Source organism: Lacibacter sp. H375 (genome assembly GCF_037892425.1).
In the GTDB taxonomy this organism is placed as follows: Bacteria; Bacteroidota; Bacteroidia; order Chitinophagales; family Chitinophagaceae; genus Lacibacter.
The window spans coordinates 1,062,045-1,086,881 of record NZ_JBBKTT010000001.1; the positions used below are offsets into that span (position 1 = coordinate 1,062,045).

Genomic DNA, 24,837 nt, shown 5'->3' on the forward strand with positions numbered 1-24,837 from the left:
TTGTAAGTATTGCATACCTGAACACCCACGATTTCCTCACATCAACCGTTTGCAGTACAGAGGCATAAAAAACTTGGTTTATCTTCATAATGATTGCTGCCACGTGCAGTTGTGTGTAAGATTTAAAACAACCATTGCCTCAACCCAACTAACTGCACATGTCTATTTCCAAACCCCATTTAAGTTTTTGGCAGATCATTAATATGAATGTTGGCTTCTTCGGCATTCAGTACAGCTTTGGTTTGCAGCAAAGTGCCGTCAATCCTATTTACGATTTCTTAGGTGCAAAGCCCGATGAAATTCCATGGCTCAATTTAGCAGGACCACTCACCGGTTTAATTATCCAGCCCATCATTGGGGCATTGAGCGATAAAACATGGCATCCACGTTTTGGCAGACGCACTCCGTATTTTTTTATTGGTGCCATGATCTGCAGCATTGCATTATTTCTATTTCCGTTCAGCAGTGCATTATGGATGGCAGCAGGATTATTATGGATACTCGATGCAGGCAACAACACAGCAATGGAACCTTACCGTGCATTCATTGCAGATAAATTAGATGCATCGCAACAACCTACCGGTTTCCAGGCGCAGAGTTTCTTTACCGGTTTTGGTCAAACACTTGCAAATGTTTCCCTCTTTATTTTTCCATTGATCTTTATTGGTAAAACAGGTAAACTTCCAACCTGGGTGTTCGCCTCTTTTTTTCTTGGTGCAATTTGTTCAATTGGTTCTATCTGGTGGAGTATACGCACTACACCTGAAATACCACCAAGTGAAGACGAGTTAAAAACACTATACGAGAAGAACAAAGGCATGCCGCATCCGGCCATACAATTTTTTCTGTCGATCATTACAACAGTTGTTGCTTACATCATCATTGCCATCTTACTCATTCCTTCCTTGTTTGTAAAAGGATTGTTGCGTCGTGTATTGAATTATGCAGAAGAACATCCAACACTGAAGATTCTCTTTGCACAGAATATTGAAATTGTAGATGCCATTACCCAAATGCCGAAAGTAATGTGGCAGCTGGCACTGGTGTATTTGTTCCAGTGGTATGCTTTGTTTTGTTATTGGCAAAACTCTTCAAAGAGTATTGCCTTATCCGTTTGGAATACAACGCCTGAACAAAATCCGGAGTTGTATGAAAAAGCAGTTGGATGGACGGGTCTCGTAAATGGCTGGTATAATATTGTTACGTTCCTATGCGCATTCGGCTTGGTGTACTTCGCAAAAAAATATTCACCCAAGCTGGTGCATTTCGGTTGTTTAATTCTGGCAGGTGTTGGTTTATTATTCTTTCCTTTTATTGAAAACAAATATTTGTTGTTTCCTGCTATCACCGGTTTTGGAATTGGCTGGGCAAGTATGATGGGTATTCCCTATCTCATTGTGGTAAGTAAAATTCCAAAAGAACGTTATGGCGTTTATATGGGTGTTATTAATATGATGATCGTAATACCCATGTTTATTCAAACAACAACATTTGGTTTTATCCTGAAGAATTTTCTGAATAATGATCCGGGTAATGCGATTGCATTTGCAGGTGTGTTCCTTGTCATAGCTGCATTGCTTACGTTATTCATTAAATCAGATAAAGCCGGAGAAGATGTGGTGTTGATGGGCGGTGGAGGACATTAATGAATACTAAAACAAGTTTATGCAAAAATTCAGTTTCTATATTGTTTTGAGTTGCTTGCTCTTTTTGTCGTGCAACAATGAAGAAACAAAAGAAGAACAAAGTGATCTAAGCACCAAACGTACATGGTGGAAAGAAGCTGTTGTCTATCAAATTTATCCACGCAGTTTTAAAGACAGCGATGGTGATGGCATTGGTGATCTGAAAGGCATTATCTCCAAACTCGATTATATCAAATCACTCGGTATTGATGCAGTATGGTTAAATCCTGTTTATGAATCGCCCAATAAAGACAATGGTTATGATATCAGCGATTATCAAAACATCATGAAGCAGTTTGGCACAATGGATGATTTTGATGTGTTGCTGAAAGGTTTTCATGATCGGGGCATTAAAGTAATGATGGACCTCGTGCTTAACCATTGCAGCAATGAACACAAGTGGTTTAAAGAAGCCAGCAAATCACGAAACAGTCCTTACTACAATTATTTTCATTGGTGGCCTGCAGAAAAAGGCGAACCACCATACCGCTTCAGCATCTTCGATGAAAAAGGTTATGGCTGGGAGTATAACAAACCTACCAACTCATACTATCTGCATTACTTCGGCGATTTTCAACCCGATCTTAATTGGGAAAATCCGGCATTGCGAAAAGATATCTATACCATGATGAAATTCTGGGGAAAGAAAGGGGTGGATGGTTTTCGTATGGATGCATTTGCGTTCATTTCAAAAGATACTACCTGGCCTGCACTACCGGCTGAGTACAATGGCAACTGGACCTTGTATTATGCAAGTGGCCCGCATTTGCATGAGTACATACAGGAAATGAATAAAGAAGTATTAACTCCTTACAAACTTGTTACTGTGGCTGAAGCAATGGGTGATGTACCCCGTGTAAAACTGTTTGTTGATGAAGACCGCAACGAACTGAACATGGCTTACAACTTTGAAGCAATTGATTTTGGTTATCTGCCAAATGAATATAAAATGCCTGATCCTAAGGGGTGGGATCTTGTGAAATGGAAAGGCATTTATAAAAAATGGGATAGCGCATTTATCGAAAAAGGATGGGGCACGATGTATCTCGGCAACCATGATCAGCCACGCATGGTTACACGTTGGGGAAATGATGCACCGGAGTTCAGAGAATTATCATCAAAAATGTTAACCACTTTTATTTTAAGTATGCGTGCAACCCCTTATTATTATTTTGGTGATGAAATTGGTATGAGTAATATCAAGTTCGATAAACTGGAAGATTACAATGATGTAGAACTGCACACAAACTATGCGCAGGTAAAAGCAAAGGGCGGCGACATGAAACGTTTTCTTGAAGGCATGAAAATTTCTTCACGTGATAACGGTCGCACACCTATGCAATGGGATACAACAACGGGAGCTGGTTTTACAACAGGCACACCTTGGCTGAAAATAAATCCGAATTATTATACAGTAAATGTTGCCGCTGCAGAAAAAGATCCAAACAGTTCACTGAACTACTTCCGTAAAATGATCAAAATGCGGAAAGAGAATGAAACACTTATTTACGGATCGTTCACATTGGTTGATGCCGATAACCCCGATGTATTTGCTTTTACAAGAGAATTGAAAGGAAGAAAATTTTTGGTGCTGCTCAATTTCAGAAATAAAGATGTTAGTGTAGAAACCGGAGTTGACGCAAGTAAAGCAGAAGTGTTGATCAATAATTATACAACAGCTCCTGCGGCCGATAAGCTGCGGCCTTATGAAGCGGTGATTTTTAAATTATAAATATATATCAAACCCAATATTAAACTCACATGAATAAGATTCTTTGCATTGGTGAAGCATTGATTGATATGATCTGTATCGATAAAGGCAAAGCACTTATCGCCGGTGAAAATTTCCTAAAAAAACCGGGTGGCGCTCCTACGAACGTGGCTGCTGCTATTGCGGCATTAGGTGGCCATGTTGAGTTATCTGCAAAAGTTGGCGTTGATCCGTTTGGTGATCACCTGGTAGCTGTTATGAAAAGTTTCGGTGTGTCTACAAAACATATGTTGCAGGATGCTCATTACTTCACCACGTTTGCGTTTGTTTCGCTGATGGAAAATGGAGAGCGGGATTTTTATTTCAATCGTGGTGCCGATGGACAGTTAACAAAGGAAGAAGTCGACGCAATCGATCTTGACGCATTTGTCATTGTGCATTTTGGTTCAGCGACTGGTTTTTTGCCAGGCCCTTTGCAGGAAGCATATATTGGCTTGCTTAACAAAGCATCAGCAAATGAACTGTTCATCAGCTTCGACCCGAATTACCGTCACCTTCTATTTCAGAACAATACTGCATCATTTATCAATCAGTCATGGTACTTCCTGGAGCATTGTAACTTTTTTAAAGTAAGTGATGAAGAAGCCATGATGCTTACAGGCACTGTAACAGTTGAAGAAGCCGCAACAGTATTTCTGCAAAAAACAAATGCTGTATTTACCATTACACTTGGCAAAGAAGGAACCTTGCTTGGGTTGAATAATGAAACTGTGATCATTCCCAGCATTCCCATCACACCTGTTGATACAACCGGGGCAGGCGATGCATTTACGGGAGCAGTTTTATATCAATTAAGTAAAAGATCAAATAAAGAGATCAAGTCAATAAGTATGGATGATTGGAAAACCATCATCAGCAATGCAAACAAAGCAGGTGCACGCACCTGTGAATATCTCGGTGCTATGGAAGCATTTAAACATTTAAGTAACGACATCTTCAATTAAGGTTATGTACACGTTCGGAGTTCATGAACATATCAATGCGCTGCTCAAAGAACATCAGATAGATGTTGGCGGAAAAGACAATCCGTTTTACACAAGGTTTCTTGCAGATACTTCTGCCATCTTTGAACTATACCTGCAACTGTATGAGCATTATCCAGCTGCAGAAACATTGTTTGATGAGTTGATCAAAACCATCATCAATGCATATAAGCAACGTCCTTCAGTTTTAAAGCAACGTGATATTCAAAAGCTGGAACAGGAACATTGGTTCCTCAGCAACAAGATCAATGGCATGAGTTTGTATGTGGATCGTTTTTGTGGCAATATCAAAAACCTGGAAACAAAACTTGACTACTTCGAAAATCTTGGCGTTAACTTTCTTCACCTGATGCCGGTATTTGAAAGTCCGGCCAATGAAAGTGATGGCGGTTATGCTGTTTCAAATTTCAGGAAAGTAGATGAACGTTTTGGTTCGCTTGAAGATCTGTTACACTTACAGGAAGAAATGCGGAAGCGCAATATGTACCTGATGATCGATATTGTGCTGAATCATACATCGCACAGACATGAATGGGCATTAAAAGCAAAAGCAGGTGAAAAGAAATACCAGGATTATTTTTATTTCTACCACGACAGAAGTTTACCCGATCAATATGATAAATCTATGCCGGAGATCTTTCCTGAAAGTTCGCCCGGAAGTTTTACATACATAGAAGAATGTAATAAATGGGTTATGACAGTGTTTCACAATTACCAATGGGATTTGAATTATACCAACCCGTTGGTGTTTATTGAAATGCTTGATACCATTTTCTTTTATGCAAATCTTGGTGTAGATATTTTACGGATTGATGCACCAGCGTTTATCTGGAAACAACTTGGTACAACTTGTCAGAATTTACCACAGGCGCATACACTGTTACGTTTAATCAAACAATGTGTACAGGTAGCATCGCCGGGAATGGCGTTGTTGGGTGAAGCTATTGTTGCACCAAAAGAGATCATGAAATATTTTGGTACTGATAACTATACAGCACGTGAATGTGATTTTGCTTACAATGCCACACATATGGCGTTACAGTGGGATATGCTGGCAACAGGTGATACCAAAGTAATGCTGGCTGCACAACATGAGCTTCTGAAAAAACCTTATGGCACGTCGTGGATCACTTACACCCGTTGCCATGATGATATTGGTTTAGGTTATGACGACAGTATGATCGAAGAGGCAGGTTATAATTCCTACGCCCACCGCAAATACCTGAAAGAATATTATTCAGGTGTTCACCCTGGTTCTCCGGCAGTGGGTGCATTATTTTCCAGTAATCCAAAAACAGGTGATGCACGCATCAGCGGATCACTTGCTTCGCTATGCGGATTGGAAAAGGCAATGGTTAAAAAAGATAAAGCAGCAATCGATCTTTCGATCCAGAAAATAGTAATGATGCAGGCACATAGTTTCTTTCTTGGTGGTGTGCCAATGTTATTTTATGGTGATGAGGTTGGTTATACAAATGATTATTCCTATTTACAGGATGAAGGCAAGAGTTATGATAACCGCTGGATGCACCGGCCGGTCATTGACTGGGGTAAGAATAAAAAAGCTGAACAGAAAGGAACTGTTGAAGAAATTGTTTTCAGTGCAACAAAAAAGTTGTTAGCAATAAGAGGGCAGTTACCTGTTGTAGCCGATCGTAGCAATCTCATTTGGCTTACGCCACACAATGTTCATGTAGCAGGTTACATTCGATATAAAGAGGAGAAACGTTTGTTTTGTGTGTTTAATTTCAGCAATGCGGCTGCTTACTTAACCTGGTATGCCTTTAAAGAAAAAGGAAATCCGCCAACAACTTTAGTTGATCATTGGAGTGGGAAAACGTACAAAGTGGGACAGGATCATGAATTCCTGGTATTGGCCCCTTATGAATTTGCTTTGCTGGAAGGATAGATATTAGCTAATCAGATTATGAAACGACGAAAGTAGCACAGTACCAACTACTTCACCTTTTACTTCCACTGCAATTTCATTCCTGAGCTTGTGCAATTGTAAGCGTCCTTTAAAAATACTGCCACTTTCTGTTTGAAGAAATGCGGCAATTGCTTTCTTTCGTTCAATCCTGCATACCCATTCATGACCCGATTCATTTATCACGAAGCGAAGTTTACCATTGTATAATTCAACAGAAAGCGTAAGTGATTTATTTAATCTGAGGCTATTCATATTTCTTCATCAAAGCTAACAAAACTCCATTCGTCCAACCAAAACCATCTTGTCCAGCATATTCTCCACCTCCGGCTTCTAAATGTGTATCAACAACATTGTATTTTTCCATCAATTTACCAGTACGTTGGTATACATCGGTGTTAAGTTGTATCCATCGTTTGGCCACTGTTGCGGCAAGTTGAGTATGACCATAATTTTCCAAACCAACTATACTCATCCATTGCAAAGGTGCCCAGCCATTCGGCGCATCCCACTGCTGACCTGTTGTTTGTAATGTAGTTGTTAATCCTCCGTCTTTTAAAAATTCGTTTTCGAGTGTAGCAGCCACTGCATCTGCTTGTTCTTGTGTAGCCAGTTTAAAAAACAAAGGCGCAACTCCTGCCAGAGTTTTGATCTGCTTTTGCGAATGATCTGCACTATCATAATCAGTAAAGAACTGTTGCGCTTCATTCCAGCAGTAATGATGAATTGCCTGTTTTCTTTGTACTGCCAGGCCAATATATTTCTGAGCAGTTTTTTCATCGCCTTTTAACATGTAAGCTTTAGCAATAGTTTCCTCTAAATGAAACAGCAAACAGTTAAGATCAACAGGAACGATCTCTGTGGTATGTATCGAAGCAAAATCGTCTTCTGATTTAAACCATCTGCAACTGTAATCCCATCCCGATTCTGCTCCGGCACGTAAATGCGCATACAATGCTTCTGTTGGTTGTTTGGCCGCATGCATCAGCTCCACATCTTCACGATACGATTCCGGTCTTGCAGTATGATATGCGTCGCAGTAACGATTCAGCAGTTCACCTTCTTCCATCAACACAACATGTTTTTCAAAACGATGCTCGGCCGAAATTGCATCAACACCCATCATCCAGAATTGATATTCTTTTTCCAATGCCGGGAGATAGTTAGTAAGAATTGTTTCGCCTTTTATTTCCATTAGTAACTCAACCATCAACGCATAAAAAGGAGGTTGTGATCGTCCGAGATAATAAGTGCGGTTTCCGTTTGGAATAAAGCCGATGGTATGAATAAGATGCGTGAAATTGTTTACCATGTTTTCGATCATTTCATACATACCTGATTCTTTTAAACCAAGCATGGTAAAATAACTGTCCCAGTAATACACTTCACCAAAACGGCCGCCGGGAACAATGTATGGATTGGGTAACGGTATCAATGAGCCACGTTGCACAGCATCGGGCTCACGAGTGAGCACCTGCCATAAAGCATGAATATGCTCAGCTACACTTTCCTTTGCATCGGTATGATAATCGCCGGCAAAAACATGTGGCAGTTCAAAATGCGTTATTACAAATAAACGCAGATCAAATCCTGGTTGTGATTTCTCCTGCTGGTATTCTGCAAGAATAAGTTCGGTTGGTTGTTTTGGCGTGCAATCAACAAATGTTTTTCCATCTTCAAATACCTGTTGCATCTGCACATCCTCAAACAAAGGACTCAATTCAAAAATTTCTTTCTGTCTCACTGTCAATGTCCTCCTTTCATTTTTATATCAACTACTGCGCCCGTTTTTGGCTGCAGCCGTTTGAACACGTATAACAACACGATCAAAATACAAATGGGTGCTAATGAAAAATAAAAAGCGGTTTGTCCGCCATATGCTTCAAAAATATTTCCTGTAATGATAGAACCCGTTGAACCACCTAATGCCGAGAACACAACAATCAACCCACTCATTGATCCATGACGGTGTGCAGGAAGATTACTCAATATAACAGAGTTGATGGCAGGATAAATAGGTGCCAGGAACAAACCGATCAGCGGAAAAATAAATGCGACTAAGGGAACATCGGCCAGGCTATTCACTGTTATTCCTGTAATATTTTTAGTTAACGGAACAGCAAGTAAAACCAATGCACCTGCAGCAAGCAAACAAACAACTAATACGATCAGCCAATCGGCTTTTCTTAATATCAACCCTGCAAGAAAACGACCCAATGCAATTGATGCTGATAAGATGCTCGCCATTTGTATACTCAGGCTTGTAGAAAGTTGCAGCACATCTTTGTTGAACGTAGGTAACCAGCTCATGATACTTTGTTCGATCAACACATAAAAGAATGCACTGAATATAAACACAAGTACAAGCGGTAATAGAATAAGTTTCAGCATTTCTACAAAATCATCAGATGCCGATTTGGATTGCTCTGCTTCTTTAATGCTCGATTCATCAAGCTTTGTAGTGAATAACAATAGAAATGCAACAACAGCAAGTCCACCTAGAATATAATATGTATTGAACCATGTTGTTGATTTCGGATTATTGTTATCAACCATTGATGCAAACAGGAAATAACCTGTTAATACTCCAACCATAAAAAATGATTCGAGAAAATTCATGAAGCTCAGGTGTTCATTCTTTGATTTGGTAACGAGTCCAATTGTTGCAAACACACTAACCTTGATCAATGCAAATCCTATACCTGCCGCAGCAAATAACATCTTTGTCATCATAAAACTACTCACTGATGGAATGATCAAACACATCACAGCGATCAACCCCAATGAAATGAGCATCGTTTTTTTATAGCCGATCTTATTTACATAAGAAGCAATAAGAAAAGAAGTGATCGCAATACTGAGATCTTTAAAAGCTTCAAGCACACTGGCCGAACCTTTTGAAACATCAAAGTTTGCCTGCACTTGTAATATAACAGTGCCTACGCTGTTAAGCAGTATTGCAAAAACAAAATAATTAAGGAACAGTGAGATCTTAATGCGAAGGTTGGTCATGGCAAGTAAATGAAACGTGTAATTAAATATACCCGTTACCAATCACTTACCAAAGCATTTTCACTATAAAGAACCACCTTTTACAAGTATTGATTCAACGCAAACGTTTTCGGAAACTTCTTCCCCTTTTAAACGCCCCAGCATTTGAGAAAAAGAGAGTTTGCCAAGCTTGTAACCGCTCGTTTCAACATAGGTAATGACAGGGTTATACATGGTTGGAATAAAGCCATTGCTGATACTGATGACAGCAACATCTTCCGGAACTTTTAAATTCAGTTCATGAATTGCACGCATCACACCAATTAAAATAAGATCGCCCATGCAGAAAATAACATCAGGTGGGCTTGTTGATTGCAATGCTTTTAATGCAATTTCCTTTGAAGGTTCAGGTTGTTCAGGAAAATGAAGTGTTATGTTAGCAGAAGGGAGTTGTTGTTTGAATGTATCAACAAATGTTTTACTACGCACTTTTGAAATGCTGAGATGCGGGTGGCCAAACAATGCCAACACATTTTGTTTTTTCTTTTCAATGATAGCTTCAGCAGCAAGCCTTGCAGCATCAGCATCTGATAAACAAACGGTATGAAAACCTTTTTCTTCCGGTACACGATCAAAAAATATCACCGGTATTTTCAGATCTTCCAGTTTATGAAAAGGTGCCATGTCATCTGTGGCAATTGATACTGTTGCAAAAACACCCATTGCCATATTCTTGCGAAAGATGTTGAGATTAGCTGTTTCGATCTCTACATTATCTCTCGACTGCATGATCATTACAGAATAGCCAAACTTCCTGGCTTCATCTTCAACCGCAGCAATAAATGAATCGTAAAAAAAATTATCGATGGACGGGACAAGCAACCCCAGCACATTGCTTTGTCTTGTGCGCAATTGCACGGCATAACTGTTAGGTTCATACTCCATTGCCGCCGCCAGTTCTTTTACTTTAAGTTTTGTGGCAGCAGAAATATCCGGATGATCTTTTAATGCACGTGATACAGTTGAGATACTGATACCAAGGGCTTCGGACAGTTTTTTTAGTGTACTTTGCTGCATGCAATAATCTTTGGAATCGAATTATTTTTAATCGTTAGTAGGTTAAAGATAATTTTTTTCTACATCCAGCAATCAAAAAGAAAAACAACCACAGAAACCATAGATCACTGCAGCACTATAATTGTATTATATACTTTTTATTTTTCCGTTTGTGGTTGAAACGTGCGCCAGCTATGCCAAAACTCCTGGTAGGCTATAATTGGTTTTAAGTTTAGTGTTGTATCAATACCAGTTCCATTTAATCTGAAGTGATTATTGCCAAGCGTTACAGTATCGTTGTTTAATAAAAACAAATCGTTGTACGAAGAGCGTTCGAATGCAAAAAAACTTTTATCATCTTTTGCAAGAAGCAGAAGAATAGCTGTTCGGTTAAATGTATCATGAATGATGCGTTCTTTTTTTAAACGATTCCAGTCATATGCTTTTGCTTTATTTCCAACTCGTATCCCAACAACCCATGATTTATCATTCCAGGAAAGACTATCTGTTCCTGTGAGTTTACTTTTACTTTTTCCGCTTTCATATTTGTATGAAGTATCGTAATGTTTTATGAAGGAAGGATCTGCTTGCAGAATACTTGTTTGCGGATGCAACTCAATCCATTTATCTAATGACGTTTGTTTGCTCAGCAATTCAATCAAGTTAAAACCTTTTAATTCACCTGCGATTGCTTCACCCGTTGCCTGTCGCCACCAGCTTTTGGTTGTCTCATCTTCAAGCATTGCATTGAAATGATCCATACCTACTAAACGAAACTGTTCATGTTTACCGTTGACCATTGGTTCAAACACTCGACCTGTTCTGCATACAGTACAATACGTTACTAATATGGCTTTGCCTCCAACTGTATCCTGCAGATGATGATGATAACCGATGTATTGAACAGGATAAGCTTTTGCTTCTCCGTTTATTTCAATGCCGATGATTAACCTGTTGCTGTCAACTTTATTATCAGCAGCATGTTTGAATACGATCTGTTTGGGTTGTTGAAACATTGCATCTGCTGCCATTTTAAAATTGGCCATATAGATGACGACTGCAGCCAATACCAACGGAATTGCCGGCACCCATTTTCTTTTCCATTTGCTTTTTACTAAACCAAGTAATAATAAACCTGCAAATAATAATCTGAAATACCAGCGATAATTGTATAAAAAATAAGCAACATCAATACTGTTCATCCGCTGACTGCCGGGCATAGGCATAATGAAATACACATTGCACACTTCAAACAAGATCAAACCAATAACAGCAAACCAAAAAAGCAATTTCATATGATTTATTGTTGATTTAAAAAACAGCCTCCCCTGTTAAAACAGGGGAGGGACAATTTATACTACTGATTAAAAATAAATACTCGCTATTAATTCGCTCCATCAAGATTTGCTCTTGAAATAGCGTAACCACCAATTACATTACCACATTTCAATCCTTCTTCACAATCACTTCTGTAGTGGATAGCACCATACAATCTTGAAAGCGATGCTTCTTTTGCCATATTCTCGTAAGCTGTTTTACGTGACGGTATAATACGACCAAGAATTGTAGCAGCTGCTCCACTGAATGTAGAGTGACCACTTGTATAACTTGGAAAGTTCGGTAAGCCAGTCCATGTTTTTATTTCAGGATTTACTTGTGAAGGACGTGGATTGAAATAAAAAAACTTTGCATCCCAGCAAGCGATAGCAGCATCCATCATACTCATATTCAACAATGCCATGTTACGTGCCCAACGCACTTCGCTAAAACGTTGACCAATAAAATCATCAGCAGCTATTGCGTTCCAGTGACCCGGAGGTGTATGTGTTGCCAAACCATCGGCCCAGTAATGCACAGTAGCCAGTTGTTCTCTTGTTGCATTTTTACTGTAATGCAATACTTCAGCCACTTCCTGTTTAAATTTTTCTGATTTAGTTGACGGTGGTGGTCCGGGACGAATACTTGTTACCATCGTTAGCGAATCGAATAACCATGTTCGCACACGACCGAACAATGGTAACATGGGTGGACGCTTTGGTGACTCCATACTTATCCATGGTGTTTCACCTGTTGCTGCTGTTTGCGTTTCCATTTGTTGCCACAATGCTGCGTTACCAACTGCTGCACCGGCTCTGTCGCCTCTTGCTCGTGTAACAAATTTTTGAGCAACCAGTCTTCCTAATGCTTCACCCGCTTCAATATCACTCCGCACATTCATGCCTGCCATGATTCTTGCATTCTTATGTTCAGTTGCGAGTTGTTGAATAGCGGCCTGCTCGCCCGGGAAAAATAGTTTCAGCATTTCAATCATCACACCAACAACTACTGCATCTTCACTTGGGTAAGATGGCAGATCAGTTTGCGGCAGCAACGTTGTAATGGTATTGTTGATCTTATAAGGCGCTAAACGATTATATAATTTCTTATAATGCCATGCTGCTACCAATGCATCATATTGTGCAGCGCTTACATATGCATATGCACGTGATGCATACGGTGGGTTGGCAAACGGGAATTGCGGATTATTAAATGGATTGTTTGCATCAGGAACAGGATACGTGCCATCGGGATTTTGAAACGGCGGCAAGTTATATTTTGCAACAAGTCCACGCATAATTTCATTCCAGCGTAATACTGCGCCTGCACCCCAATAGTTCAAGCGTTCCTTCTGCGCACCTGTAATTGATTTCTGGTAGCTTTTAATCTCGTTGATCTCGGCTGTGTAACCGGGGCCGCTTGCTGCACCGGGTGCGGCTACGGCAAATTCATTGGGAGCTGTAAGCAACACAGGTTTCCATGTGCCTGCGTCAATATCAATGTTTGCAGGGTTTAACGCTGCAGTAGTTTTGGTTCGTTCTGTAATTTCTTTACTGCACGATACTGCTGTAACACATAGCAGTACCACAGCAGTAATTTGTTTTATGTTGATGTACATAATTTCGTTTTTTCTTGTGTTAGATCAATTTGTGCCTTGTTTGTTCTTTTTCTCTTTTTTATTGAGATCGAAGACATAAAACACAGCTCCGTTTACATTGAAGCTTTGTCCCATGTTTCTTCCGGCAATTACCTGGCTGGCTCCTCCTGTTAAAGAAAGCTGTGGCGTATTGCGAAAAACAAATTTGAAGTTTGCACCAAGTGAAGTGGCATTCATACGATTGCTGATAAAAGGCATGTTATTTTGCGTGATATCAAAACCGCCCTTTGTTGTCCAGTTATTTAATACCGCTTCTGCAATGATCCACTGTGTGCGGTAACCTGCACGAATATTGTAACTGGTTGCATTCGGCATGTTCACTTCGTTCGAAAGAATAAATTGATCAGTGTAATACGAATCACGATCGAGCGTAACGTTACTTCTGTACACATAGGTTGCAGATGCTGTGGCAAACCATTTATTATCGTAGTAGTAATCCAGCATCAGTCTTGCCATTGCTGTTTTACTTTGCAAACCGATCGATAATGGTAAAAGATCGGCTGTGTAATTACTAAGTGGAATAGACCCACCCAACATACCAATGAGTGCAATACGATTATTAAAGACCTTTTTGTTGATGGCACGGTATTTCAACATGAGGCTGAGATCCTGCATGCCTCGTTGGCCTCTTAATGTTCCCGCACTTGCTTTAGTAACAACATACGGTACATTAAACAACACATTCAGTTTATTGGAAACGCCGTAGTTGCCCATTACGGCAAACATTTGTGTTGATACTGTTCCAAGATTGAGGTTCTCTCTTTTTTTGGTTCCCTCCCAGTATTCCTTCCAACTGCTGTAGGAATAACCGGGGCCAACACAAAAAGCATTCTTCTCCATCATGATGGCATCAAGATCTGTTTGGGCCGATGAGTATTTTGCTGCAACGCATAGCAACATTATCCACACCGTTTTAATAGTCAATTTCATTTGATGATTGTTTTATACGAACTATAGATTTTCTGATAATTAGAATTTTACTGTACAGCCAAGGTTAATTGAATAATCAGCAAAAGCAGCGTCGCCTTGTGCAAATACGCCTGTAATTTTTGTACGCTGTTTATCGGCATAGCTCTGTGTGCGGTTTTTGCTGAACCAGTATGGAACAGTTGCAAACAGACTTACTTTTTTAAATTGATAAGCAACGCCTGGCTCTACACCAAAAATGCGACCCGGACGACGGAAACCGCTGCTGCCTCCAATGATATCTTCTGATGGAACTACTTCTAAACGAACACCGGCAGATGCAGAGAATGCACCAGCCATCAGGTTCAACCCGCCACGTAACATGTATTGATCGGGCACACTCATAACACTGCTGCCATACAAAATATTTGTAGCAGAAGTTGTTCCGCCTCTTGCAGTTGATACCCCATTATGTTCACGTGGGTTACTCAAATAATAGAAATTTCCATAAGCACTCAACGCTTTTGTGAATACATAATAACCATTCAACTCCAATGAAATACCGGTACCACCATCACCCAACTGGATCGATTGATCAACCGGACCTAACACTTTTGTAGAATCATTTTTCCAGAAGAAATCGTTGTAACGGTAATCACCTGTAGGAAGTTTTAATCCCAATCCCACCTGGATATTTCCTCTTTTGCTTTTCATTGGATCAAGCATCCAACGGTAAGCAGTAATACGGATATCACCCATGCCGAACGTTGTTGTTTCTCTTCTTGCATTGGGATTTGTGCTGCTGTTACCATAATGCTCATACATTGATGAACGACGATTGGAAATAAGTGGCATGTTTACAGCAAGCGACATGCGTTTGTTGAGTTTACGTACCAAGGTGAAATCAAGTGCATGTTGCCAGTTACGCACATCTGTTCCTTCTTCAACACGCTGTTTTTGTTCTTCTGTTCCAACAAAATGACGGAAGGAATGAAAATAACGGTAACCCGTTGTTAATTGCCATTTGTGATTGTCTTCTCCATCGGCATGGCTCACCGTGCACATTGCTCCATTGCTGCGTACAGCAACGCAACCTTGTGCAGCAACATCATTCATCATAAAAGAAACGAATGCCGTAAGCATCAATTGTAATACAAGTATTTTTTTCATTTCAATAATAGTTTGGTTGTTGATTGTAATCGATCAGGTGTTTCCTTTAGTTAGCTCTTAATTTGATCCTTTGCACGATCAGTTCTCCCAATTGCCGGCCTGCCTTTAATCCTTCTTCATTATCGAAACGATAGTGAATGCCGCCATACAATCTCGACATAGAAGCTTCAGCCGCTGCCGCACGGAATGATTTGATTTCCCTGTTCGCAATACCAAACTCCAGTAATGAAGTATCAGTAAAGGAAAGTTGATCACCAAACCAAGATGTCATTGTTTCTGCAGCTGCTGCAGAATTAGTGGCATGTCCACTTACATAAGAAGGGAACGGAGGTGTTTGAATATAAGGGCGCCATTCCTGGTCAACATATTTATTGATCGCTGTTTCAGGACGTACATAATTGCTCTTGTATTTTTCTTCCCATCCACGAATGAATGCATCAAAAAATGCGATGGAGGTAATGGCGTATGCCCCAACAGTTGAATTAAAATCAGCCTTTGCTGTTTTTGCTGCAATACCTACAATATTTAACCAATGCCCCGGAGGTGAAAACTTTTTGGTAGCAAACATTACATGTCCGCTCACATTCATCTTAAACGGATTATCGTCCCAGAAATCAGCAATATGTTTTTGTTCATCCGTTAAACTATCGCCCACATTTTTTACTTCCATCATTGCCTTATAGTAAGCACTGTTTTTATTTGTAACGTCAAATACCGGTGGGCGTGGAATTTCAAACTGCGAAGAACTGTCTAACACCATTGGGCGAATTTTTCCCCAATGTGGTTCCACTGCAGTTGCATACATAGGTGGTGTAGGTAACCAACGGCCATTTTCTTCACGCACGGTGAATTTTTCTGCGCCACGTGTTGCAGCGTAATTGTCGCCTTTGCTCCATTTGAGTATAGAGGCAACGATCGTATCAGAAAAAGCAATTGTATTCTCTAACATGTCTGATGGCATACCTGCTGAATCAGCATTTGCTTTCAGTTCATTGTAATACTCCATCATGCTTCCTTCAGGAAACGTAACAGCATTACCAACTTTTGTAAATGCAAGCAATGCAGCTAAAGAAAAATCAATAGGTGCTTTTGTTGTATCAGGTTTCGGCATTGGCGGCATGTGTTTAATTTGCCCACTCATGCTTCTGTAATTCTTATCGCCTGCTGCAACACATTCGTATGCTGCAATATTTGCATACACATAATTACGTGCAGCGATCATTGGCGGAAAATTATTTTCCAATACAACATTGTTGAGTTTCTTCACTGTTCTGCTGTATAAAAAAGGATCATTGGTATATGCCTTATAGTCTCCGTTGGGTTTGCATGCAATCATAAAAACTGCAACGATTGCTGCGAATACAATTTGTTTCATCTTCTGGTCTTATTTTTTTGTAACGGTCTTTAGCACGCTATGCTGCTGCATAGGCGACGCTCCTTTCAAATGTGGAATGCTGTTGAGCTTTGTTACTCATTTTATTAATGCGCCTGTAAGTGTGCGGAAACATACCCCCTCAAGGTGTTATAACACATTACAAATTAATTATTCAATAAACATGAAAAGGAAATGAGTAACAAAGCAATTATGCTGTTACTTCCGGAGGCTGTTCTGCTGTTAAAATGAACGCAGATAGTGTAGTTGCTGAAAAGGTATGGTTGAATGGTTGACGCAGTTTGTCCAATACATCGAGCGACCAATGGCTTAACTGCTCACAATAGTCAAATGAAAAAGCTTTGTACGAGGGTGCAGGATGCTTACCTGATTTTTGTTCCTGCTGATTTTGCAGATCGTTTACAAGCTTAAAGAAATTTTCCCGTGCGTTTACCAAACGGGCTTTGTTTTCATCGGGAATACATTTATAAATCATTTCCCCGCCTTCAAGTTTGCGCTCTACATATTTGTAATGCATTCCGTTGATGGTGATTTCGCCGCTTACACGTTCAAAATCTTTCCAATCGGTTTGATAAGGCAAGCTTACAGGTGCACGCACTTCAATCAATGCAGTTGCATCGTATTCTTTGTTATCAAGTTTTTGTTCGAAATGTGTATCGGCTTTTTGCTGTACATAATCCATAACAACCCGGTAACCAAACCAGTTGAACAGAAGTATAGTGAGGAAGAATATGGAAGCAATTATTCTCAACAGCAATTCATTTTTGGCCCTTTAAAGATAAAGGAAATCCTTTACCTGCAAAGCATTTAACGACGGAACAATTTTTAAAATATTATCGTACTCTTCGAAATCGTTTGCAGAATAATGCCCCGTGATGGCAACTGCTTTCATCCCTGCTTTCTGGGCAGCTTCCACACCTTTCGGCGCATCTTCAAACACAATGCAATGCCCGGGCGGGGTTTGCAACGCCTCGGCAAGTTTCAACCATGTTTCAGGATGCGGCTTGCTCAATTGCACATCATCCGCACCAACAATTCCGGTGAAGTAAGAGCGTAGCTGCAGCTGATCTAATGCAAAATCAATATTGGCCTGGTTACTGGCGGTACCAATACCCATTGGAATATTTTGCAGAAGTGCTTCGTCTAAAAATTCTCTTGTTCCTTCCAGCACCGTTATTTGTTTGCCATATAGTTGACGATAGCGTTCCTCTTTTGCATCAACAATTGCTTTGGCTTCTTCTTCAGTGAATGTTCGACCGGGGATGAGGCGGTTCATTAGCTCGGCACCATTGCCGTATAATTCATTCATCAATGCTGCGCCTTCCAGTGGACTACCCATTTCCTGTACAACCATCTGCCATGTTTTAAAATGCCAGGGCATGGTATCGATAAGTGTACCGTCGAGATCGAAGAGAAAGGCTTTGTTCATACTGCAAAAATAAAGCTGTTGGCTTTTCTGTTGTAGCGCTGTTGTCTTTTTGTAATTAACCTTTGTCGTAGAGATTTCTCCTTCGTCGAAATGACGGAACTCCGAAATATTTATCCACTTTATGTAATCAAGTTCTATAAAATGACATCCATCATAGCTTGTTCACGAACGTCTTCTTCTGCACTCCCACACCACTAATCGTTACACTCTTCCAATTGGCAGGCAACACCGTTTTTAGTTGTGTAATACCAGCCGGCGTAATTTCCAATCCGCCAAAACCCATCAAAACGCTTTGTAAAATACCACCGGCACCTGTTGCGAAGTATGGATTGGTACCGCCTTTTGTTTCTGCAATAACACGGAAAGGCGGATTGAGATTTGGAATGAACGCATCTTTAAACCAATGATATGCTTTCTCTGCGTTGCCGAGCCTTGCATACAAGGTGGTGAACACCGCTTGCGTCATTGCAGGTGTGCCTTCGTTTGGTACACGTTGTTCGTAGTATTCTAAGTCTTTCTTAATTGATGTTGCGTCTTTCACTTCTTTCAACGGATAAGCCAACAAGTTTACATCGGCCTGTTTAATGCCTTCGCCATTATACGTTGCATGCTCTCTTGTTACACCATCAGGGAATTTCAACACAGGAATATTATTCGCCACATTCATCCAATCAGCATTTGGTGTGATGCCTAACAACTTTGCTGCCTCTGTTGCAAACTGTAAGTTGGCTTTTGCAGCAGCATTTGTAAACGCATTGTTATCTACATTCTCCGCCCACTCATCTGCAGCCACTACGTTTTTTATATCATACTTACCGGCACCGTTACGCTCAACTCTGCTTGCCCAGAAATCGGCTGTTGCACTAATGATGGGATAACCTTTTTCTTTGAGCCATACTTTATCCTGTGTTACACAATAATAATTCCATGCTGCTATTGCAACACATGCAGTGATGTGATGTTCAAACGGACCACTCAATGCCCACACAGGTGTTTCTTCAACTCCTGTTTCTGCACTTTCCCATGGGAACATCGCTCCTTTAAATCCTTTGCTGAATGCATTCCGTTTTGCAGCTTCCAATCGTTGAAAACGATATTCCATCATGCTTTTTGCAAGCTCAGGTTTTAATACGAGTAATGCAGGATACATCCACAACTCGGTATCCCAAAATACATGACCGTTGTATCCCAATCCACTTAAGCCCATTGGTGAAGGCGATAATGCAGTGCCTTCTCTTGTGAACGAATACAAATGATAGAGCATGCTGTTAACGTCTTGCTGATCCTGCGCTGCGGCTGCATCGCCTTCAATGGTAATGCGGCTGCTCCATAACTCATCCCATGCTTTGTTATGAAACTGCAGCAAGCGTTCTCTTCCTTCAAGCTTTGCATAAATAGTTAAACGTTCTGCTTCATTCAATGGATCATCGTGATGGGCAGAGGTAATAGATGAACCGGCAATAGAATAACGATAGGTTTCACCTGCTTTTAATTGCTTAGTGAATTTTACCAGATGCATATTGTTATCCCACATTTCGTGGATCACCCTTGGTTCGCTGCCATGATGTTCGGTAAACAAAAACGTATTGCTTGCACACATCAGCAATTTACCTGTTGGACTTTTTGCTGAAGAAGTCAATAAACTCATGGTTACATGCGGACGATCAATTTCATTGTAATAATTCTGTACATCTTTCAACGCATCCGGTGCTTCCATTACACTGGCACCTGTGATGTTGATGTTCTTTTTCGGTGTAATAGTTATATCCATCAATACCGTAAATGGCAAATGACGCAATGAATAGTATGTGTAAGTTACTGTTGCTTTATCTGCATAATCGAATGTTGTGGTAAAGCTGGCATGTTGCATATCCAGTTCCTGTTTCATATTCGAAGCGGACTTTGCATCAATGCGTTTACCATCAATTTCCAGGTAACTGTTGAGCAAATTGAAACTTTTTAAGAAATTACTGACCCTGCCACGACCATACAGATCGTATGCGCCAGCCAACACTACTTCCTTCACTTTAAATGGTTCAGGTGATGATACCACACCGATCATTCCGTTGGCAACGGTGATGCCATAGTAATTAGAAGGATCAAAACTGGTGGCAGAAATTTTCCAGGGATCGATTGTTTGAGCTGCTGTTGAAAAAGCAGCAAATAGCAATGCAAGTACTGTTAATCGTTTCATGGCAATCTTCGTTAGAAGCAGAAAGATAGATACTAATAGCGAAAGGATTTAAATGCTTTGCTATTAAGAAAACTTGCAAACGATTGCGATGGAAAATTCCATCTCAAAATACCGGGTAATACAAACGAGTAACCCATTTTGTGGTATCTGGCTCTGCTCTTCTGTCTGTGATCATCAATTCAAATGAAATAGCAGGAGAGGTAAATTGATAATCTGATTTGAATTGTTCCAATGCCCGTAACCCGTTATTAATAGTTCCCCTGCCTCCCTGAACATCAGCTATCAGCGTATTGCCCTTTACCATTTGTTTAAATAAAAAGTTGCCCTCATTGTCGATCACTTTATCAATGGGTAACGCCACCATAATTTCAAAATGAGAGCTATCCACCTGTTCTACATGCATCATTGGCTGGTTTACCTGCTTCGCATTTTTTTCGCTTGCATACACTCTTAACTGATCAATAAGTTGATATATCTCGGCTTCGTTTGGATGATGATCGAATGTTTTCCGTGTTGAAATAAATAATGAATCCGGTATTCGTCCATCTGTTATCTCTACGCCATAAATATTCTTTTTGTCTTCAGCAAAGCTGACAAACCGTTGCAGCAGATCGTCTATCACCGTTTCATAGCTTTTCATCATTTGCCATTTTCTGAAACGTGTAAAGGGATTTATTCCAGTTGCAACATTGCTGATCACGGAGATCTTGGTCTTTGTTACCGAATCATTCACAAAGCCAATTTCATTGAAAATAGTGTCCCCCTCTTTTAGAGCATCAAATGTTACGGATGTATAAGTCGCTCCACCGAGTTTCAGTTGATAATCCTTGTATTGAATAAGATCAGATGTAAATGACTCTTTGGGTAACCATTTACTCCAACCTTGTTTATTACCAATTAACACCAAAACATTTTTATCAATGCATTTAACAGAAACTGTTTTGCTGATTGTTATTGTTGATGGAATAAATACATAAATAAATACGAGCAAGATTATAAGAATAAATGCCACTATAAATACCACACGTTTCATGATCCAATCTGCGTTTAATTAGTTTATTGTTTGATAAGCATGAGGCTATCATTGTTTCGTGCAAGTAAAAATGCCTGCTGCTTATTTACCTGTATCGATTTGATTTTTCTGATTTGCCCCTTGATCACAATGTTTGGATAAGCGGCTTCAAATTCTCCTTTGCCTTTATTGAGCAGCACAGTACCATAGTCAGCGTCGTATCTGCCCATTTGAATATTGTTTTCCCTGAAGTTGCCTCCTAATAACAGATCAGGAAGTTTATCTCCATTGGCATCCAGTACAACTGCAGATCGATATGTTGTTAACTGTGCTTTCCACGGAAATGGTTTCATAGCAAAATTCAATTGCCCGTCGTTGATGAATACCGCACTCTCAAAACAATCGGCACTATAAGTAACAGCATTACTCAGCATTGATTTACTGAATATGTCGCCCAGTTTTGCTTTTGCAAAATCATCGGCATATAGAAATTTCTTTTTCAGAAATGGCAATTGCTTTTCCAGTTCTGCTTTGTTAGCAAACGGAATTTCCTTTCCATTTAGAAAATAGGTAAGCACCTGTTCCTTTTTGCCGTTCTCATCAAAATCGTTGTAATACATCTTGACAGGTTCTGCTGATGTAGCTTTCAAACGACTGTTTAATCCAAGATTACCCGCTACTATATCAATATCTCCATCATTATCAATATCAACAGGTAATGCAAAATTCCACCAGCCTTTCTTATCGGTCAGTTTCCTTTTACTGAAACTTCCTTTGTTATTGATGAATGTAACAAGCCCATCCCATTGCAATGATAACAGGAGATCAGCATCGCCATCTTTATCCATATCTGTCCACGAAGCGCCTGTAACCATTCCGATGGTTTGTAACTCTTTACTGTACTGAGCTGTTACATCTTTAAACTTTCCTGTTTTATCATTAGCCAGCAAATAAGAGCGAGGCGTTTCACCATATGCCCAAGGAACAGTTCGTCCTCCAATAAACAGATCAACAAATCCATCACCGGTAAAATCAGCTGTTGCTATAGTTCCTGCGGTTACATAGATATTATTGACAGCATTATCTATCAATGAAAAATTTGCCTTCCCGTCGTTCAGGAAAACTCTTGTTTGCTCATACTTGTTCTTGCCATAGTATTCATTACCTCCGCTTGCAAGAATGAGATCATTACTGCTATCATTATTGACATCAACAATTACAGCATCGGTGATCTCAAACATACTATCCGCTTCCAGTTGTGGTTGTACTGTTTTTATGAACTTACCTTCATCCGTTTGAAGAAATAAAGTTGGCTTATATGTTTTGCTGCTGCCAATAAACACATCTTCCAGGCCATCCATATTTACATCGCCTGTTGCCAACGCAGGGCCTTCTGTGGTAAGCATATGTGGCAATAAGTATTCACGGTTAAATTCATTAAACTCATTTTCATGGTGTAGAAATTCTAAACCCGATGCTTGAGTAATGTCTGTAAACTGTAATTGCTTTTTCCATGCAGATGCATTGAATTTTAAATAGTCAAATTGAGGTAATCCCTTTCGATATTGTGTCTTTATCTTTTTACCTGTAACGATAAGTTTTTCATAAGTACGATCGGGCCATATCAAAATAACAGAATCGGCTTTTACTTTTTGCAACCCAATGTGCATTGGTATTTCCATACTGCTTTGAAAGCCTCGTACCGGTTGTTTTTCAAACGCATGAATATTGCCGGCGCTATCATATACAAGTACAGATGCTCCAAGTGCATTGTGGTTCACGCTATCGCCCTTTAGCTCCAGTGAAAGGTATTGCTGTTGCTGATTATCATTTGATGTGTTCTTATACAGCATTACTGCATCATCAATATTGTTGACCACAATATCAAGATCACCATCGTTATCCAGATCAGCATACACAGCACCATTACTGAATGTTGGCTCATCATTTTTGATAAGCGGAGCTTCATCACTAAACTGTACTTCACCTTTATTACGGTAAAACTTATTAGGCAGTTTGATCTGGGGAAACTTGTCGATCACCGTCATTTCCTGTTCGCCCAATTTTCCCTCTCTGATCTTCTGTTGAATTTCAGCATCTCCCACATAGTTTACATAATCAATATCATTCAATCGTTTGGGAATACCATTGCTTACAAAGAGATCTTTCAAACCATCATTATCAAAATCTAACCAAAGCGGAGCCCAACTCCAGTCAGTTGCGTAAACACCAGCGTACAAACCAACTTCACTAAACATTCCATTTCCTCTGTTCAACTGCAATGCATTTCGTGCATATTGATAATTGTACCCATAACGAAGTTTCATATTAAACGTTTCGTATTCATCTTCACCAAGACTACGTTTGAGAATATAAGGGTCCTGCGGTAACATATCCATTGAAATGATCTCAGGCAATGCATCATTGTTGATATCAGCAATATCCACACCCATACTGAACTGGCTGGTATGCATCATGCGCTCATTCAATTCTTCTTTGAATGTTCCGTTTTGCTGATTGATATAGAGATAATCGTTCTCATGAAAATCATTGCCAATATAAAGATCAGGCCAGCCATCTTTGTTAATATCACTCACACAAATGCCCAGGCCATAACCAATAGCTGAACTGTTGATGCCGGTTTCTTTTGTTACATCAATATATTTACCTTTCTCATTTTTGTAAAAGCGATCGCCGCTTAATGGATGATAAGTGTTTAGAAAGTTTGCACGTGCCGCAAAAGTGCCGTTATGATGCACGGAATGATTCATCAGGTAAATATCAAGATCTCCATCAAGGTCATAATCAAAAAAAGCAGCTTGCGTACTGAAACCGGAGAAGTCAAGACCATATGCAGTTGCCTGATCTTCATAAACAGGAACTCCACTCTTGATTTCTTTACAGATCAACAATTGATTTTTCCCTTTTAATACTTCATACTGGCCAACACGACATACATAAATATCCAGCAAGCCATCATTGTTAATATCAACCACACTTACACCGGTACTCCAACCACCATCATTGGGGATAGCAGCTTCCTTTGTTACATTTGTAAACTGTAAGGAGCCTTTATTGATAAATAATTTATTCTGCGCCTGGTTGGAAGCAAAGAACAGATCGATCAGGCCGTCGTTATTAAAATCACCTGCACCAACGCCTGCTCCGTTGTAGAAATACATGTAATTAAACATATTGAAAGCAGGAGTAGCGGTGAGTTTATTTGTAAACTGCAGACCTGTTTGCTCACTCTTCATCAATTCAAACAACGGTTGTTGTTTAGGTGATGAACAGGATACAAGTATAACCAGTAAACTATAAATAAGAAAAATTCTATTACTCACAT

Annotated in this window: 18 protein-coding genes; 4 read left to right on the plus strand and 14 right to left on the minus strand. The window is 39.9% G+C overall.

Going from position 1 to position 24,837, the window contains the following annotated elements:
• Window positions 1–158: 158 nt before the first annotated feature.
• Genes WG954_RS04705 through WG954_RS04720 form a run of 4 tightly spaced genes read left to right on the plus strand, consistent with a single transcriptional unit; the run spans window position 159 to window position 6,348 of the window.
• Entirely contained in the window at window positions 159–1,646 is a 1,488-nt protein-coding gene (locus WG954_RS04705; protein ID WP_340434118.1) for an MFS transporter, read from the plus strand.
• Between the two features lie 19 nt (window positions 1,647–1,665).
• Window positions 1,666–3,417: a glycoside hydrolase family 13 protein gene (locus WG954_RS04710; protein WP_340434120.1), complete on the plus strand. Its 1,752-nt coding sequence runs from the start codon at window positions 1,666–1,668 to the stop codon at window positions 3,415–3,417.
• Between the two features lie 29 nt (window positions 3,418–3,446).
• Window positions 3,447–4,400 carry a carbohydrate kinase family protein gene (locus WG954_RS04715; RefSeq protein WP_340434122.1) on the plus strand — a complete coding sequence of 318 codons (954 nt, stop codon included), beginning with the start codon at window positions 3,447–3,449 and terminating at the stop codon, window positions 4,398–4,400.
• 4 nt (window positions 4,401–4,404) lie between these two features.
• Window positions 4,405–6,348, plus strand: a complete 1,944-nt coding sequence (locus tag WG954_RS04720; RefSeq protein ID WP_340434123.1) for an alpha-amylase family glycosyl hydrolase — start codon at window positions 4,405–4,407, stop codon at window positions 6,346–6,348.
• A 3-nt stretch (window positions 6,349–6,351) separates the two neighbouring features.
• Here the strand turns inward: WG954_RS04720 and WG954_RS04725 are convergent, their stop codons facing one another.
• From WG954_RS04725 to WG954_RS04790, 14 genes are all read right to left on the minus strand, one after another.
• Window positions 6,352–6,621 carry a hypothetical protein gene (locus WG954_RS04725; protein ID WP_340434125.1) on the minus strand — a complete coding sequence of 90 codons (270 nt, stop codon included), beginning with the start codon at window positions 6,619–6,621 and terminating at the stop codon, window positions 6,352–6,354.
• Window positions 6,614–8,110 (minus strand): alpha,alpha-trehalase TreF, encoded by a 1,497-nt coding sequence (gene treF, locus WG954_RS04730; protein WP_340434127.1) that lies wholly within the window; start codon window positions 8,108–8,110, stop codon window positions 6,614–6,616. The genes WG954_RS04725 and treF overlap by 8 nt, the downstream gene beginning before the upstream one ends.
• A gap of 2 nt (window positions 8,111–8,112) precedes the next feature.
• The gene (locus WG954_RS04735) at window positions 8,113–9,378 is read right to left on the minus strand and encodes an MFS transporter (RefSeq protein ID WP_340434129.1); all 1,266 of its coding nucleotides are present in this window, start codon (window positions 9,376–9,378) and stop codon (window positions 8,113–8,115) included.
• A gap of 63 nt (window positions 9,379–9,441) precedes the next feature.
• Window positions 9,442–10,434: a LacI family DNA-binding transcriptional regulator gene (locus WG954_RS04740; protein WP_340434131.1), complete on the minus strand. Its 993-nt coding sequence runs from the start codon at window positions 10,432–10,434 to the stop codon at window positions 9,442–9,444.
• Window positions 10,435–10,571: 137 nt separating this feature from the next.
• Window positions 10,572–11,708: a DUF3179 domain-containing (seleno)protein gene (locus WG954_RS04745; RefSeq protein ID WP_340434133.1), complete on the minus strand. Its 1,137-nt coding sequence runs from the start codon at window positions 11,706–11,708 to the stop codon at window positions 10,572–10,574.
• A gap of 89 nt (window positions 11,709–11,797) precedes the next feature.
• Window positions 11,798–13,348, minus strand: a complete 1,551-nt coding sequence (locus WG954_RS04750; RefSeq protein ID WP_340434135.1) for a vanadium-dependent haloperoxidase — start codon at window positions 13,346–13,348, stop codon at window positions 11,798–11,800.
• A gap of 24 nt (window positions 13,349–13,372) precedes the next feature.
• The gene (locus WG954_RS04755; RefSeq protein WP_340434137.1) at window positions 13,373–14,317 is read right to left on the minus strand and encodes a transporter family protein; all 945 of its coding nucleotides are present in this window, start codon (window positions 14,315–14,317) and stop codon (window positions 13,373–13,375) included.
• Between the two features lie 39 nt (window positions 14,318–14,356).
• Window positions 14,357–15,463, minus strand: a complete 1,107-nt coding sequence (locus WG954_RS04760) for a transporter family protein (protein WP_340434139.1) — start codon at window positions 15,461–15,463, stop codon at window positions 14,357–14,359.
• Window positions 15,464–15,509: 46 nt separating this feature from the next.
• Window positions 15,510–16,838: a vanadium-dependent haloperoxidase gene (locus WG954_RS04765; RefSeq protein ID WP_340434141.1), complete on the minus strand. Its 1,329-nt coding sequence runs from the start codon at window positions 16,836–16,838 to the stop codon at window positions 15,510–15,512.
• A 208-nt stretch (window positions 16,839–17,046) separates the two neighbouring features.
• The gene (locus tag WG954_RS04770; protein WP_340434143.1) at window positions 17,047–17,607 is read right to left on the minus strand and encodes a hypothetical protein; all 561 of its coding nucleotides are present in this window, start codon (window positions 17,605–17,607) and stop codon (window positions 17,047–17,049) included.
• A gap of 21 nt (window positions 17,608–17,628) precedes the next feature.
• Window positions 17,629–18,285, minus strand: a complete 657-nt coding sequence (locus tag WG954_RS04775) for an HAD family hydrolase (protein WP_340434145.1) — start codon at window positions 18,283–18,285, stop codon at window positions 17,629–17,631.
• 151 nt (window positions 18,286–18,436) lie between these two features.
• Complete coding sequence (locus WG954_RS04780) at window positions 18,437–20,479, minus strand: kojibiose hydrolase (protein WP_340434147.1); 2,043 nt, start codon at window positions 20,477–20,479, stop codon at window positions 18,437–18,439.
• Window positions 20,480–20,582: 103 nt separating this feature from the next.
• Window positions 20,583–21,512, minus strand: a complete 930-nt coding sequence (locus WG954_RS04785; protein ID WP_340434149.1) for a hypothetical protein — start codon at window positions 21,510–21,512, stop codon at window positions 20,583–20,585.
• A 23-nt stretch (window positions 21,513–21,535) separates the two neighbouring features.
• Window positions 21,536–24,835 carry a VCBS repeat-containing protein gene (locus WG954_RS04790; protein ID WP_340434151.1) on the minus strand — a complete coding sequence of 1,100 codons (3,300 nt, stop codon included), beginning with the start codon at window positions 24,833–24,835 and terminating at the stop codon, window positions 21,536–21,538.
• Window positions 24,836–24,837: the final 2 nt, after the last annotated feature.